Source organism: Saprospiraceae bacterium (genome assembly GCA_016719615.1).
GTDB lineage: Bacteria > Bacteroidota > Bacteroidia > Chitinophagales > Saprospiraceae > Vicinibacter.
In genome coordinates, this window is record JADJYQ010000001.1 from 112,688 (window position 1) to 128,806 (window position 16,119).

At 38.2% G+C, this 16,119-nt stretch carries 16 protein-coding genes and 1 tRNA gene; 11 read left to right on the plus strand and 6 right to left on the minus strand.

The features are described from left to right. Positions 1 to 118 precede the first annotated feature (118 nt). The 10 genes from IPM92_00490 to IPM92_00535 all read left to right on the plus strand — a co-directional run bounded on the left by IPM92_00490 (position 119) and on the right by IPM92_00535 (position 10,467). Complete coding sequence (locus IPM92_00490; GenBank protein MBK9106880.1) at positions 119 to 1,135, plus strand: T9SS type A sorting domain-containing protein; 1,017 nt, start codon at positions 119 to 121, stop codon at positions 1,133 to 1,135. A gap of 77 nt (positions 1,136 to 1,212) precedes the next feature. Next, complete coding sequence (locus tag IPM92_00495; GenBank protein MBK9106881.1) at positions 1,213 to 2,355, plus strand: cystathionine gamma-synthase; 1,143 nt, start codon at positions 1,213 to 1,215, stop codon at positions 2,353 to 2,355. 160 nt (positions 2,356 to 2,515) lie between these two features. Then, on the plus strand, positions 2,516 to 3,205 hold the full coding sequence (locus tag IPM92_00500; GenBank protein ID MBK9106882.1) for a succinate dehydrogenase cytochrome b subunit: 690 nt from the start codon (positions 2,516 to 2,518) through the stop codon (positions 3,203 to 3,205). 10 nt (positions 3,206 to 3,215) lie between these two features. Next, positions 3,216 to 5,216: a fumarate reductase/succinate dehydrogenase flavoprotein subunit gene (locus IPM92_00505; protein ID MBK9106883.1), complete on the plus strand. Its 2,001-nt coding sequence runs from the start codon at positions 3,216 to 3,218 to the stop codon at positions 5,214 to 5,216. A 176-nt stretch (positions 5,217 to 5,392) separates the two neighbouring features. Beyond that, the gene (locus IPM92_00510; protein ID MBK9106884.1) at positions 5,393 to 6,958 is read left to right on the plus strand and encodes a hypothetical protein; all 1,566 of its coding nucleotides are present in this window, start codon (positions 5,393 to 5,395) and stop codon (positions 6,956 to 6,958) included. 61 nt (positions 6,959 to 7,019) lie between these two features. After that, positions 7,020 to 7,943, plus strand: a complete 924-nt coding sequence (locus tag IPM92_00515) for a T9SS type A sorting domain-containing protein (GenBank protein ID MBK9106885.1) — start codon at positions 7,020 to 7,022, stop codon at positions 7,941 to 7,943. Between the two features lie 139 nt (positions 7,944 to 8,082). After that, positions 8,083 to 8,460, plus strand: coding sequence for a four helix bundle protein (locus IPM92_00520; protein MBK9106886.1), 378 nt, complete (start codon positions 8,083 to 8,085; stop codon positions 8,458 to 8,460). A gap of 62 nt (positions 8,461 to 8,522) precedes the next feature. Continuing rightward, positions 8,523 to 9,266 (plus strand): succinate dehydrogenase/fumarate reductase iron-sulfur subunit, encoded by a 744-nt coding sequence (locus tag IPM92_00525; protein MBK9106887.1) that lies wholly within the window; start codon positions 8,523 to 8,525, stop codon positions 9,264 to 9,266. Between the two features lie 127 nt (positions 9,267 to 9,393). Then, positions 9,394 to 9,467, plus strand: a tRNA-Asn gene (locus tag IPM92_00530). A 61-nt stretch (positions 9,468 to 9,528) separates the two neighbouring features. Further along, positions 9,529 to 10,467 (plus strand): bifunctional hydroxymethylpyrimidine kinase/phosphomethylpyrimidine kinase, encoded by a 939-nt coding sequence (locus IPM92_00535; protein ID MBK9106888.1) that lies wholly within the window; start codon positions 9,529 to 9,531, stop codon positions 10,465 to 10,467. 102 nt (positions 10,468 to 10,569) lie between these two features. Here IPM92_00535 and IPM92_00540 read toward each other — a convergent pair whose 3' ends face one another. The 4 genes from IPM92_00540 to rlmN all read right to left on the minus strand — a co-directional run bounded on the left by IPM92_00540 (position 10,570) and on the right by rlmN (position 12,646). Next, entirely contained in the window at positions 10,570 to 10,770 is a 201-nt protein-coding gene (locus tag IPM92_00540) for a helix-turn-helix transcriptional regulator (GenBank protein ID MBK9106889.1), read from the minus strand. Next, positions 10,767 to 10,979 (minus strand): hypothetical protein, encoded by a 213-nt coding sequence (locus tag IPM92_00545; protein MBK9106890.1) that lies wholly within the window; start codon positions 10,977 to 10,979, stop codon positions 10,767 to 10,769. Before IPM92_00545 ends, IPM92_00540 begins: the two co-directional genes overlap by 4 nt. Next, positions 10,963 to 11,232 carry a hypothetical protein gene (locus IPM92_00550; protein MBK9106891.1) on the minus strand — a complete coding sequence of 90 codons (270 nt, stop codon included), beginning with the start codon at positions 11,230 to 11,232 and terminating at the stop codon, positions 10,963 to 10,965. The genes IPM92_00545 and IPM92_00550 overlap by 17 nt, the downstream gene beginning before the upstream one ends. A gap of 358 nt (positions 11,233 to 11,590) precedes the next feature. Then, complete coding sequence (gene rlmN, locus IPM92_00555) at positions 11,591 to 12,646, minus strand: 23S rRNA (adenine(2503)-C(2))-methyltransferase RlmN (GenBank protein MBK9106892.1); 1,056 nt, start codon at positions 12,644 to 12,646, stop codon at positions 11,591 to 11,593. An 85-nt stretch (positions 12,647 to 12,731) separates the two neighbouring features. On the opposite strand from rlmN, the gene IPM92_00560 reads away from it, so the two are divergent. Next, positions 12,732 to 13,760 carry a DUF3089 domain-containing protein gene (locus tag IPM92_00560; GenBank protein MBK9106893.1) on the plus strand — a complete coding sequence of 343 codons (1,029 nt, stop codon included), beginning with the start codon at positions 12,732 to 12,734 and terminating at the stop codon, positions 13,758 to 13,760. Positions 13,761 to 14,169: 409 nt separating this feature from the next. Here the strand turns inward: IPM92_00560 and IPM92_00565 are convergent, their stop codons facing one another. Both IPM92_00565 and IPM92_00570 read right to left on the minus strand, forming a co-directional pair. Then, on the minus strand, positions 14,170 to 14,355 hold the full coding sequence (locus tag IPM92_00565) for a hypothetical protein (protein ID MBK9106894.1): 186 nt from the start codon (positions 14,353 to 14,355) through the stop codon (positions 14,170 to 14,172). A gap of 686 nt (positions 14,356 to 15,041) precedes the next feature. Continuing rightward, complete coding sequence (locus tag IPM92_00570; protein MBK9106895.1) at positions 15,042 to 16,100, minus strand: proline iminopeptidase-family hydrolase; 1,059 nt, start codon at positions 16,098 to 16,100, stop codon at positions 15,042 to 15,044. Between the last annotated feature and the right edge of the window lie 19 nt (positions 16,101 to 16,119).

The window sequence follows — 16,119 nt, forward strand, 5'->3', positions numbered from 1 at the left end:
TCATTAGAATTCAACGAAAAGTCGTATTTTTATTTAAGTTTTTGTTATTGAGCCCTATAAATCCTCTTAACTCGTATGGATTTCTTTCTTTTGTTGTAAAATAATATAACTATTGCCTATGAAAAATTTATGTACACTTTTATTTGTTTTGTTATTTGGTGGTTTAAATGCCCAAATTACCTATACTGCGGCAGATGGACCCAGGCCGGGTATAAAACTTGAACACGGCCAATTGAGCGACCTTTCGGGTTTTGATTTGCAAGACTATCAGAAAGCTGGAGGTAACCAAAATTGGGATATCACAGGAACTGGTTTTGAAGATTTTAGCACGGAATACATTCCCGTAAATGGACTTCACTTTCTTTCAAAATTTCCAGGCTGTAATATGGCTTACGTAAATGTTCCAAATATCGATAGTGCTTTTAATATGTACGAATATAACAATACTGGACTTTATCTGGTGGGCTTATACCAATCTTCATTGGCCATTGCATTTGATAAAAAGGTGACCATTACCAAATACCCTCTCAATTTTGGTGATAATTTTCAGAATGATGTTACCGCGAATTTTGATGCAGGTGGTTTTCCGGCGCAAATGGCAATGATGACCAATTCAACTGTAGATGCCTGGGGCACCATGAAAACAGAAGAAGGAAGTTTTCCGGTTATCAAAATGAAGAGCGTCCAATTAGTGGAAATTTCTGTTTTGGGCATTCCTTTCGGAAGTCAAACCTTAATAACTTACAGCTGGATTGCTTCTGGTTTTGCAGAACCTGTGGCTACCTTGCTTTTTGCGGAATTTGAAGATGACAATGGCATCGTAAATGATACGGCTTTTACTTTTTTGAAAGATCAGGAAATCGTTAGAAATAATGACCAGTCAGCCTCTTCATCATTATTTAAAATATCACCCAACCCGGTCTCAAATGAAATGTTGATTGATTTAAAGGAGCTTGATTTTTCCAAAGCAGATTATTCGATTATCAATGCAGAGGGCAAATCGATTTTATCTGGTTCGTTGCCAAAAGAAGCTGAATTTCGTTTAGACATTTCGGGCATTCCTTCCGGACATTATTTGTTCTATATTAATTTGGATAACAAACGTTCGTTATTTGACTCTTTTTCTAAAAATTAATATTTAAAAATACTTTAATAGCCACAAAACACTAAAGTTTTGTGGCTATTTTTATAATATTTCTAATTTAAAAATCCATGAAATTCAATACCAAAGTGATCCACGCAGGTGTCCATCCGGATCCTTCAACCGGGGCTATCATGACTCCTATTTTTCAAACATCAACTTACGTACAGGAGGGTCCTGGCAATCACAAAGGATTTGAATATGCCAGAACACAAAATCCAACCCGGCAAGTATTGGAAGAAAATCTCGCAGCATTGGAAAACGGATATGGAGGAATTTGTTTTGGCAGTGGATTGGCAGCAATGGATGCAGTTATCAAATTGTTGAAAAGCGGAGATGAAGTTATTGCTACAAATGATCTCTACGGAGGTTCTTACAGGCAGCTGGTTAGAATTTTTGAACCCCTTGGCATCAGCAGTAAATATATTTCGATGTTTGACCCGAATGAACTTTCAAAATGTATTACTGACAAAACGAAACTCATCTGGGTGGAGACCCCTACAAATCCTCTATTGAGCATCGTTGATATTCGTGCCATCTGCAAAATAGCCCATGAGAAAGGACTTTTGGTTTGTGTCGATAATACATTTGCTTCCCCCTATTTACAAAACCCTATCGATTTAGGTGCCGATTTGGTATTACATTCCGCAACGAAGTATCTGGGTGGACATTCAGATGTAGTGCATGGTGCCGTTATAACGAAGACCCGGGAACTTTTTGAAAAAATGAAATTCATTCAGAATGCGACAGGGGCGGTACCGGGACCAATGGATTGTTTTTTAATTCTACGTGGGATCAAAACCTTACATGTTCGGGTAGAACGTGCTTGTCAGAATGCGGTTAAAATTGCAGACTTCCTGCTTAAGCACCCAAAAGTTTCCAGGGTTTTGTATCCTGGTTTTCCTACACACCCCAACCATGATATTGCGAAATCGCAAATGCGGGGATTTGGTGCAATGGTTTCTTTTGATTTAAAAAGTGGTTCTTTAGAGGATGCTTTGTTGGTTTTAGCATCCACAAAAATCTTTGCTTGTGCAGAATCTTTAGGGGGTGTTGAATCATTGATTGGTCACCCAGCCAGTATGACACATGCCTCCATTCCTCGAGAAGATCGAATTGCCAACGGACTTACAGATACCTTAATTCGCCTCAGTGTGGGAATTGAAGACGCAGAGGATCTCGTAGAGGATTTAAGTCAGGCACTCGGATATTAGTTTAGTACCAAACTTAATAACTTGCTTTAGTTTTGTAAGCCCGCTAGTATCAATCAATTAACCTGTGTCTATTCATATTTTAATTGGAATTTTTTAGCATTAGCCTATCTTTCTTAGTATCCAGTTATAGCTTTGCCGCGGTATCAACGAATCCTCTATTATGATTTGGTTATTCAATTTTCTGTTCCGTTCCTCCATCGGGAGAAAAGTGGTCATGAGTTTATCCGGATTGTTTCTCATCTTGTTTTTAGTGGTCCACTTGTTAGGTAATTTTCAATTGCTGGCTGATGATGGTGGGATGCAATTCAATCAATATACCCGATTCATGACGCATAATCCGCTCATCAAAACCATTTCCTATATTTTATATTTTACCATTTTACTTCATAGCGTACAAGGTATTTTATTGGCCCTGGAAAACCGAAAGGCGAAAGGTAAATCTTACAAAGTACCTTCAAACGCTGATGTTTCCCTTTTTTCAAAATACATGGCACATTTGGGAATTATCATTTTCATCTTTTTATTAATCCATATGTACCAATTTTGGTTGCAAATGAAACTCGGAAATGTAACAATGGTAAATTATCCGAATTCGGAAGTGGCTTATCAGGATCTTTATGTAATGGTTATGGCCACTTTCAATAATTTGCCCTTTGTAATATTTTATGTGATAAGTATGCTCATTCTTGGGATGCATTTGTGGCACGGTTTCCAATCCGCATTTCAAACATTGGGTTTGAATCATCAAAAATATAATCCGCTGATCCGTTATGCCGGTATGGCTTACGCCATCCTGGTATCCTTGGGATTTGCTGTCATTCCGATCATCATTTATTTAAGCCAAGCTTGATCTTATTAATATGAATTTCGAATCAAATATTCCTGCAGGGCCACTGGAATCAAAGTGGACCCAGTATAAATCAAAAGTACCTTTAGTTTCTCCTGCCAATAAAAGGAAACTGGACATTATAGTTGTGGGTTCCGGATTGGCTGGAGCATCTGCGGCTGCCAGTCTTGGTGAACTAGGCTACAATGTCTCCTGTTTCACATTTCACGACAGTCCCCGTCGAGCTCACAGTATTGCAGCACAAGGAGGTATCAATGCAGCCAAGAATTATATGAACGACGGCGATAGTGTCTATCGTTTGTTTTATGACACCATCAAAGGAGGAGATTATCGTGCAAGAGAAGCGAATGTACATCGGCTTGCAGAGGTAAGTTCTGCTATTATTGATCAATGTGTTGCCCAGGGTGTACCTTTTGCAAGAGAGTACGGCGGATTGTTGGAGAACAGATCCTTTGGTGGGGTACAGGTGAGCAGAACTTTTTATGCCAGAGGTCAGACCGGACAACAATTGTTGATAGGTGCTTATCAGGCTTTGAGCCGACAGATCTCTTTAGGTTCTGTAAAGATGTACAATCGTCACGAAATGCTGGAACTGGTAAAAGTCGATGGCAAAGCACGAGGTATCATCGCACGAAATTTATTAGATGGAAAAATAGAACGCTTCGGTGCACATTGTGTGGTGCTGGCTACAGGTGGATATGGAAATGTATTTTATTTATCTACCAATGCAATGGGATGTAATACCACAGCTATTTGGAAAGCAGTCAGGAATGGAGCATTGATGGGCAACCCATGTTATACGCAAATTCACCCAACCTGTATTCCCGTATCCGGCGATTACCAATCCAAACTGACATTGATGTCCGAATCTTTGCGCAATGATGGCCGCGTTTGGGTTCCCGCAAAAAAAGAAGATGCAGAAGCTATTCGTCAGGGTCGCAAAAAAGCTACGGATATTGCAGAACAAGATCGCGATTATTTTCTGGAACGCAGATATCCTGCATTTGGAAACTTAGTACCAAGGGACGTTGCATCGAGAGCAGCAAAAACAGAATGCGACAAAGGCCTGGGTGTCAGTCCTACAGGTCTTGCGGTATATCTCGACTTTGGGGCGGCCATAAAGCGTTACGGAAAATCCAAAGCACATGTGCTTGGCATTCACGAACCCGATGAAGCAAATATTATCAAATTGGGAGAAGCAGTTGTTTCGGAGAAATACGGCAACTTGTTTGAGATGTACGAAAAGATTACGGGTGAAGATCCATATAAAACACCGATGAAAATTTATCCGGCAGTGCATTATACGATGGGAGGTTTATGGGTGGATTACAATCTTGAAACCAATATTCCCGGATTATTTGCACTCGGTGAGGCCAATTTTTCAGACCACGGAGCCAATCGCTTAGGTGCATCTGCTTTAATGCAGGGTTTAGCAGACGGTTATTTTGTTTTACCATATACCATTGGCCAGTTTTTATCTGGTGAAATCAGAACTCCAAAAATCGATACACAACTTCCTGCTTTTGAAGAAGCGGAGAAAAAAGTCAAGGATCAGATCCATCGTTTTTTTAATATTAATGGCAAACAATCTGTAGAATCTTTTCACCGCAGATTGGGTAAAATAATGTGGGACTATTGCGGCATGGCAAGAAATGCGGAAGGATTGCAATTTGCAAGAAAAGCCATCCAAGAACTAAGAGATGAATTCTGGCGCGATGTATTTGTTCCCGGTCAAGCCAACGAATTCAATCCGGAGTTGGAAAAAGCTGGCAGAGTAGCAGACTTCCTCGAACTGGGCGAATTGATGGTTCTGGATGCCCTGCAACGCAACGAATCCTGCGGCGGACATTTCCGCGAAGAATACCAAACAGAAGAAGGGGAGACCTTACGCGACGACGAAAACTTCAACTTTGTCGCAGCCTGGTCCTGGACCGATCTCTCTAAAGAACCCGAACTGTTTAAAGAAAAGCTCGAATATGAGAATGTGAAAATTGCGAGTAGGAGTTATAAGTAGAATATAGAAGTAAAGGAGAAAAATATATAACAAATAGATTTATATGTGCATTGAATTTTTGAATTAAAATACTTGGCAATTTCTTTTAGAAATGTGTTCTTTAACTGGATTTAGTATAGTGTAAAATATTCGTTAAAAAACAAAAAAAATAGAAGAATCTTTAAAAAAACATGAAGATGAAAAACATATTTAACTTTGGTATTGTAACCATATTATTGTTTTTTCATAATCAAAATATAAACGCTCAAAATTCTGAATGTAGCGTACTTACTGATCCTGTTCAAGCAGTAGCCGCATCCGAGCCTTGCTTTAATGTAGATTCCATTTTCGAAAATTGTATTCCGATTTACATCAAAGTCAATTTCCATTTTTTTGTCAATGATGATTGTTCTGGCGATGTTTCCTTGCCTCTTGACCCAACAATTGTAAAACAAGAAGACGCAGCTGGTTGGGCAGGTTATATTATATATCGAGCGAATGAAGATTTAGCTAATAATATGGCACAACTAAATGCAAGTGGCTATAATACTTCATCTTCATCACCCCATTGCAACCCAATCCGATTTGTTATAAGTGGGCTTTATTTTCATTGCAATAATTCTGATAAATTTGATGGATATAGCCTAAGCTATTTAAGTTCTAAATATGCTATTAACTCGAATTCTGAATTAAATGTATTTATGGCCTCTTTCAATCATACTTCTACTAGTGGAGCTGCCTTTCAAGGTGGAAGCATTAGTTCTGTTAATCGATTTGATTGGCAAGTATTGAATCATGAATTGGTTCATAATTTGAGTTTAGGTCACAGTTTTGATCCTGATGGTTGTGATGATACACCTAAACTCACATTCGATTATGATCTAAATTGTGATGGGCAGATAAGTTCGAATCCAGTTGATAAGGAAAAAGAACAAACATGCTTTGGCTTGGAACCATCAAATAGCATTAAATGTAATCCACCGAGCCCTTGTCCAATATACCATTGCTGTGACCAAGGCTGGATCAACAATAACATCATGAGTTACAACAGCCCAAATACGGCTTGGACTAATTGCCAAATTCTGAAAACACTAGAACACATATCGAATTTGAAATGCGAATATATCGCCCAAATAGGTGGCAATTGTCCGCCACTTTCAGCAATTATAATCAGGCAACCAAAAGACATTGTGAAAACAAAACATTGTACTTATTGTTTTGATTTGGGGGCAAGTATGGGATATAATCAATACAAGATTGAAATATATGACAATATAAATCCATCTAGTCCTTCCATAATCCATACGACCAATTGGCTTTCTGGATTAGCTAAAAAATATTGTATAAGTGGCCCCATATTGGGAAATTGGCAAGATGGAATGTTGCCGGATCACCCGTATTTAATAAAGCTGATTGTTAAAAATGATTGCAGTGAAACTGACAAATCCTTTCCTTTTATACTCCCGGTAAGGGACTGCACTATTGTAGGTGTGCCTAATGAGGATTACAAGATATCATTAAGTCCTAACCCGGCATCAGATTATTTAATTATACATTATGAGTTAGAAGAAACCGCTGAGGTGAGAATTCTAGTTACACATCCAATGTACACCAGTTTTAACTACACGGTAACATCATTGATGTCACAGAATCAAGGAATATATAATGTAAATGTTCCAATCGAATCATTTTATCCAGGATTAAATGTAATTATATTTGAGGTTGGCGGTATAATTTTTACTAAAACTTTTATCAAGCAATAGTATTTAATTTAATGTGAAATAGTTCAAGAAGCTATATACCCATTATTATCATTAGAACATTATGAAAAAAATAATAATTTGTATCCTGCTTTTTTCTTCTTTCAATTGTTGGGGGCAGAGGAAAGCCCAATTTGAAATGAGTTTTTATTTTCAAGATGCGAGTGGAAATAAAGACACAATTGTATTTAGAGCCGATTCCTCTATAATTGATGAAATTACATTTGATGATGATTGGAATCCAGAATGGGGAGAAATAATTGATAATTCTCCATTTGATTCTACATTTGAAGTTAGGGCACAACCAAAATTTGCCATTGGTGGTGATTTTTATCAAAACATTATACTTACAGCCAATGATGTTGATCAGCCCGACGGATGCATTGTTCCTAATCCACTTTTAATATTTGTATATACTAAAAATTGGCCTGTTACGATGACATGGGATCGATCTTACTTTAGAAATCATCCTTGTTTGTATGGAAGTGTTGGTTCACCAGATAGTTATTATTCTCAAAAATGGTTGTTCAATGATCCAGTACCAATCCGAGAAGTAGCATGCCTCGCAAACAATAAAACCTACACTAAAGATTTAAGGCCTGAATTGTTAGAAAAAAATTTTGAGCTTCCATTTATAACTCAGCATATAATTTTAGGACGAGGCAAGCAATACATTACAGCAATTGGTATAGATTTTGGGCCACCTTATTTTCATCTTTGTGATTCATTGACTGAAACGAATGATGTCAATAGCGATAATTATTCTATTCAACCTACCATTACACAAGATAAACTTAGAATTATATCATCAAATTTAGATAATAAGGAATGTTTCATTGTAAGCTCAGAAGGGCAAATAATAAAACAGTTAATATTTTCTGATGATGATCACATTATTGATGTAAGCAATTTGGTTTCAGGATTATATTTGTTGCACATAAGAAATTCAAAAGGTATTCTTCGAACAAAAATGTTTATAAAATGGTAATGAAAAAATTCACATCTGATAACACAGCGCTGAATGACCATGCAGGATGAATTATTCATAAGTGGTATTGGCGCACTGCACTTGGTCAGCTTGCACTGTTGGCAGATGTAGGTGAAATTGAAAATTAATGATAATAAAAATGTTGGGTGATTATAAAAGATTAATTGTTTATCAAAAGGCGTTCGAATTGGCTATGCAAATATTTGAATTATCAAAAAAATTTACTGCAGAAGAAAAATATAGTTTAACTGATCAGGTGAGAAGATCATCGAGGTCTGTGTGCAAAAATATTGCTGAAGCATATAGAAAAAGAAGGTATCCGGCACATTTTATCTCTAAATTATCCGATGTAGATATGGAAAATTCAGAAACAAATGTTTGGTTGGAATTTTCGATAAAGGGTAATTATCTAAATGAGGAACAAAGTGTAAAATTATTTTCAGCAAATGAAGAAATTGGTAAACTTTTACAGCACATGATGAAATACCCATCTAAATTTGGTGTAATTAAAGTCTAAATTAAATTGTCAAAAAAATAAATACTGCCAACTGAGAATTATAAACTGCAAACTTTTCAACCATGAATCTAAATCTAAAAATCTGGCGCCAATCAAACCCAAATGCAAAAGGTGGTTTTGATAAATATGAAGTAAATGCCAACGAGCATATGTCATTTTTGGAAATGCTCGATGTTTTAAACGAACAATTGATAGCCGAAAGAAAAGATCCGGTGGCTTTTGATCATGATTGTAGAGAAGGGATCTGTGGAGCCTGCAGTATGGTGATTAATGGCCGTCCGCATGGACCTAATTCCGGAACGACAACCTGTCAGTTGCACATGCGGTTTTTTAAAGAAGGTGACGAAATCGTTATTGAACCCTTTCGGGCTAAATCATTTCCGGTGGTGAAAGATTTGGTAGTCGACAGATCGGCTTTTGACCGGATCATTCAAGCCGGTGGATTTATTTCTGTAAATACAGGCCAGGCCATTGATGGAAATGCCATACCCGTACAAAGAGATCTCGCCTCCAAATCCTTCGATGCTGCAGCATGTATTGGCTGCGGGGCCTGTGTTGCTGCTTGTCCGAATGGCTCAGCTATGCTTTTTGTCGCTGCTAAGGTTTCTCATCTGGGTTTATTACCACAAGGAAAAATTGAGCATTCCAGGCGCGTTCAGAATATGGTCAAGCAAATGGATGAAGAGGGATTTGGAAACTGCAGTAACGTAGGTGCTTGTGAAGCCGAGTGTCCGAAGGAAATCAGCCTTGAAAACATAGCCAGATTAAACAGAAGTTTGATTGGAGCAGCGCTCAGTTCAGACTGATATTTATTGTACTGTTTTGATAATTAGCACAATAAATAGGGGGAAGCGCTAAATTTCTCGCTAATATTTGATTTTTAGTTTCAGCGATTCCGTTGAAGAATATATATTTGCAGTCCGTTTTGAAAACGCCTCCTTAGCTCAGTTGGTTAGAGCGTCGGACTGTTAATCCGCAGGTCCTTGGTTCGAGCCCAAGAGGAGGCGCAAAAAGCCCGGAAGCATTGGTTTTCGGGCTTTATTTTTACATCAAAAGCATTTCAACAAAATGAGCATACTGACTATAGGTACAATGGCATTTGATTCCATTCATACCCCTTTTGGATCCGTCGAAAAAGTCATAGGCGGCGCTTGTACTTACATTAGCTGGGCTGCTTCATACTGGTATAAAGACATTAATCTGGTGTCGATTATTGGAGATGACTTTCCTGAGGAAGAGATCCGGGCTTTAAAAAATCGCGGGGTAAATATGGATGGCTTGGTCCGCGTTGCTGGAAAAAAATCGTTTTATTGGGCTGGAAAGTACCATGCGGATATGAATAATCGCGATACACTGGTGACAGATCTAAACGTACTGGCAGATTTCAATCCCGTTTTACCTGAGCGTTATAAAAACAGCCAATTTATAATGTTGGGAAATCTAACACCCGATATTCAACTTTCCGTTTTAGATCAACTTACCCATAAGCCAAAGCTCATTGTTTTAGATACCATGAATTTCTGGATGGACAATGCCATGGACACCTTGAAAAAAGTGATTTCCCGCGTAGATTTATTGACCATCAACGACGAAGAAGCCCGGCAATTATCAGGCGAGCACAGTCTCGTTAGAGCAGCTAATAAAATACATGAAATGGGTCCGGCTTTTTTGGTGATTAAAAAAGGTGAACATGGAGCCTTACTCTTTCACAACGGACAAATATTTTTTGCACCCGGACTCCCGGTTTCGGATGTAATCGATCCTACCGGAGCCGGCGACAGCTTTGCTGGTGGCATGATTGGGTATCTGGCCCGTACAGGAGATCTGAGTTTCTCAAATATGAAAACCGCCATCATCTATGGCTCAACGATGGCCTCGTTTTGTGTAGAAGAATTCAGCTTGAGTAAACTTCGCAACTTAAGCCAGGAAGAAATCCACGAGCGCATCCGCCAGTTCGAACAACTATCAACTTTCGACGTAAAAGAATTACCTGTCATGAATGGGTAATTCCCCAAATGCTGGTAAATTTATTCAGTATTTAATCGAAATTCAATCTGCGCAATCTGCGGGAAACCACAGGATTTTGATAAGGCATCGACACTTCTTTTTCTAATCTCCCTCTTCCACCTCAAACAACTCCTCAACCGAACACAAAAAGTAGCTCGCCATTTTGAGCGCTAATAAAGTAGACGGTATGTACTTCGACGTTTCAATCGCATAGATACTCTGACGACTCACACCCAGTGCTTGAGCCAATTCCTCCTGAGAAATATTATTCATGGCCCTATAAACCTTGACTTTGTTTTTCATTCTTCGCTGATTTGACTTTGACGATACAGATAACTGAACCTCAAAATATAGATGGATGGAATCGAAAACATATTAAAGATCATGCAATAAAAATAGCCCGTTCCATAAAAGAAAAACAGCGTAAAAATCAACAAAATGCAACTGGCCAAAGCAGCCCACATCAAAGCATTATAGCGCATCTGCAGCGTGTATTCATCTTCCTGTTTCATGCGAAAAACCAAGAAATAGGATGCCCATAACAAACAAAAACCCAATCACTTCGAGGGTGAGGTTGTCTTCGATGATACCCAGCCAGGTGTCATTTCCAAAAATAGCATCCCCATAAATCGCCAAGGTATGCAGTTTGAGGACCTCCCACTCCCAATCGAAACTCAAGCAGACAATACCAGCAACAAATGACCCCCAAAACAGGATCCATCCAGGAGTTCGTAGAGTGTAAGGAAAAAGCAATAAATTTTTCATAATGTAAAGTTTAGTTATACAAATGTAAAGTAAAATTTACATAATTATTGTGCAAGGCCTTAAAATTATTTTAAAATTCATAAAAACCTCTAATTGGGAGCGTTTTCATTCCGCTTTTATGGACTCACTAATAATTTAATCTCTTCGACTGCTTTGCCTGGGGTGCAAAAGGTGTCAAGCCGTTTTTACATACAGATGTTAAATTGAATTTAATTAATTTTTATCCTTGTGGACCTAGTAGCTAATAACTCCCGACTTCTTTAAGGTATGGGTAGGAAGAACCTAGGACAGTAAAAAGCCAACAGACTAAAGCTAAAGGCTAACATCTAGCAAACTAACAACTAGCATCTAACAACTATTAACTACCCTCCTTTTCCACCGCCAACTGTCCGCAAGCGGCATCAATATCTTTTCCCCTGCTTCTTCGAACCGTAATCATAATGCCGTGTTTGCGAACTTCCTTAGCGAAGCTGTTGATGTGATCTTCGGTAGATTTTATAAAATCCATTCCTTTCACCGGATTGTATTCAATGATGTTGACTTTTACCGGAAAATGCGAACACATCCGAATGAGATTTTTGGCATCGGAAACCGTATCGTTAAATCCTTCGAAGGCGATATATTCATAGCTTATCCGGTTTCCGGTTTTTTTATAAAAATAGCGCAGGGCTTCCATGAGGCTGTTCAGATTGTTACTCTCGTTGATGGCCATCATTTTATTTCTTTTGAGATCATCGGCAGCATGCAAGGACAAGGCTAAATTAACTTTGCTGCCATCATCTGCAAGTTTTTTAATCATTTTAGAAATTCCTGCGGTTGATAAGGTGATACGTTTTGGAGAAAGAGCAAGCCCTTCCTTTGCGCACAAGATTTCAATACTCTTCATGACATTTTTATAGTTGAGCAAAGGTTCACCCATGCCCATATACACGACGTTGCTTAGCGGTCTGCCATATTTCTGCTCACAAACAGAATTCACCGCATAAAATTGATCTGCAATTTCAGATGCAGTGAGTTGACGCAGTAATCCCATGGTTCCGGTTGCACAAAATGCACAACTGAGGCTGCAACCCGATTGAGAAGAAACACAAATCGTAAACCGCTTATCGTCTTCAACAGGGATCAATACAGATTCTATGGGAAATCCATCATAAGTGCGAAATCTGAATTTCATAGTTCCATCCGAACTCTCCTGCTGTTTATCCATGGTGAGTGCAGGAATAAAAAACTGCTCAGATAATTGTTGTCTTTGGGTTTTAGACAAATTAGACATACTTTCAAAATCCCTGACGGCTCTTTTCCATAACCATTCCTGAAGTTGTTTGTGTCTGAATTTTTCCCAACCCATCTCACTCAGGCAGCTTTGCAGGTCCTCCGGACTTATATTTAACAGGTCTTTTTTAAGATTTTCCATGAATCAATGCAAAATTACTCTTGAGAACTTGTACAAATCAAAACAATATGTCAACTCGCTACGTATATATACTCAAAGTTGCAGTATGAAGCGAAATTTTCGATTTTGGATCTATGGTTTAATGGGATTATTCATGCTGAGCAGCTGTGCAGCTACCAAACCCAAAAATGCTTTTGAATACTATACACTTCCCGATTCACCCAATTATGCCCTTCCAGAGAATTGGGCGGCCTGGCCGGGGAAAAAGGATTTGGCAGATACAACGCCCCTTGGATTAAGAGACCAGCAGCAGATTTCGCAAGCTGATGTCTTTTTTATTCATCCTACCAGTTTCCTGAATAAAAGAGGGCATGATCAATGGAACGCTGAAATAAACAATAGTAAAGTCAACCAAATAACTGATGAAGGAGCTATTCAGTATCAGGCGACGATATTCAATGAAGTGGGCAGAATTTATGCACCCCGGTATCGCCAGGCCCACTTTGAGGCATTTTTTACGGAAGATACTGCATCAGCCAGAAAATCATTACTCCTGGCCTATACAGATGTTAAAGCTGCGTTTGATTATTTCTTAGAAAAAGAAAACCAGGGAAGGCCTATTATTCTTGCCGGACATAGTCAGGGCGCCTTACATATGATCAGGTTGCTTCAGGATTATTTTGACAAACCAGACAGCATGCGCAACAAATTGGTCGTCGCTTACGCGGTCGGTTGGCCTATTCCCAAAGATGAATTCCGCTTTTTAAAAGCATGCGAATACCCCGAAGGAACCGGTTGCATTTGCAGCTGGCGAAGCTTTAAAATGGGCCACAAACCCAAACACATCAAAAATGAAGCAGAGGTCATAATTACCAATCCTTTAAATTGGAAAACCACTGAAGATTACATTTCAAAGGAATTCAACCTGGGAGCCGTATTGGATGGCTTCGACAAGTCTCCGGTAATTGGTATGTCAGGTGCAAGGATTTACAAAGGCATCCTTTGGGTAGACAAACCCAAATTCAAATTCAGCTTTTTGTATCCCTTTGCCAATTTTCATCGCGGAGATTTGAATATCTTTTACATGAACGTTCGCGAAAATGTGAAGACGCGATTGAATTCTTTTTGGAGATAAATATTAATATTTTTCGTTATCCTTCTTTATACGAAAACAATAAATACGAAAGCCGGCTTCAGCCGGATACGGAGCGGAAACCTCTAAAATGAAGATTTAAAAACGGATTCAAAATAAAACATGAATTGTAACTATAGCTATTAATAGGAATGGGTTTCAACCCATTCCTACCGGAATGCAATAAATAGATTCCATGTAAATCGAAACACCAAACCCCCAATACCGGCTTCAGCCGGAATTAAAAACGCAAACCCCAAAAATGCTCAATTGAAAACGAAACCCCAAAAAAACATGGAATGAACCGGAAACTATAAATAGGAATGGGTTTCAACCCATTCCTCCGAAATGCAATAAATAGATTCCATGTAAATCGAAACACCAAACCCCCCAATGCCGGCTTCAGCCGGATTTAATAACACAATCTCCAAAAATGCTCAATTGAAAACGAAACCCCAAAAAAACATGGAATGAACCGGAAACTATAAATAGGAATGGGTTTCAACCCATTCCTACCGCGCCCATTCCTACCGCCCATTCCTACCGTGCCCATTCCTACCGCACCCATTCCTACCGCACCCATTCCTACCAAATCCATTCCAATCGAGCGTGAATCATCAATTGAATCCAATGCAATTCACCCAATTTCTTCTATTTCCTAAATTTCAGATTAAATTTTAAACACCTAAAATTTTATTTTTTTCATAAACTAACAATCGTTCATATTTTAAATTTATTTAATTTATTATTATTTATAATATAACTAACATAAGTTAGTTTAATACTAACATATGTTAGTATGTATAAAAAACAAAATAAAAAAGAAGTAAAATTATGAGCAGAATTGCAACAAATTTGATGTATTTAAAACACCATTAAAATCGCTGCAAATGCAGTAAACAAAGGCTGTTTACGATTTCACCATTCCAACGTGAGAACTTGCAGAAATGATAAATTCAAATTCTATTTTATATTTAAATACAAACTTTTATGAATGAATCTTTTTAATCATGAACCCATTCTCAACTTTTTCAAAATCAATTTTGGTGTAATATTCCATAGCACTCGGGGCAGATAGATGGAAAAGCATGGTTCCTTCTCCAATTTTTTTTGTGATGATAAAAAATTCGTTCTAGATCAGTTTTGAGTCTGTTAATACCCGAATTTCGATAGCGTTCAATAATAGATCCATTGTCTGGGATTGTATCCGATTGGTAGGTGATGTTCAAATTTATTTCGCGAATGACTTTGTTTGCATTTTTGTGAACGCGCTTGATATTTCTTTTAAAATTTGACTTTCATTTCTCCTTTGTCAACCGCTTTTATAAAATGGATCAGGCCATTCATATAGGTCTGCTGATCATCGTATAAACTCATATGACTGCCATTTTCACAATACAGATAACTTCCATTTTGTACTTGTTGTGACATCCATTTCAAATGTTCGGGATCCATGGTGTCGTATTTACCGGCGATCACTAAGGTTGGTGCACTTATGTTTTTTAATTCAGTGCCAATGTCCCATTTTTCAAGATTGCCTGACATTCCAAATTCACTGGGACCCTGCATCATAATGTAGATCTGATGATTCAAATTTTTGAAAGCTCTTAGAATGGGATCTGGCCATGTTTCCAAAGGAATTCTACAAATGAATTTATTGTAAAAATGCGGCATCAACAAGTCCATATACCTGGGGTTTTCAAAATCTTTTTTCGCTTCCAAATCCCGGATCTCTTGCAACACTGCAGAATCTAACTGGGGGCCTAAAACTTCTTGTGCATATTTTCCATACGCCGGGGAACTGCTCATGGCATTGGAGATGATCAGTCCTTTCAGGTGTTCGTTATACTTTAATGCATATTGCTGTGCCAGCCAACCACCCCAGGAATGCCCCAAAAGATAGAAATTACTTTTGTCCAATCCAAGTGCAAGCCGCACTTGCTCAAGTTCATCCACAAAACGATTTATATTCCATAAGGAGGTATCCTTGGGTTGATCAGAAAATGCGGAACCCAACTGATCGTAATAAATAAATTCAATGCCTTCTTTTGGAAAGAAGTTTTCTACGCATTCAAAATATTCATGAGTCGCTCCGGGGCCACCATGTAATAACAAAACTTTTATATTTGGATGATTGCCAATCCTTTTGGTCCACACTTTAAATGAATCTTTTGCAGTTTGGATTGTAATGATTTTTATTCCTCCGGTTTGGATGCCGGAGTCTTGATTTTCAAAATAGCTGTTTGATTGTTCAACTAAGTTTTCCTTTTTTACCTCAGTACAGTGAATACTCACAAGCATTAATCCAAGTATGCCAATGAAGTGATAAATTTTATTTTTCATGTTAATTGATATTTTAAGA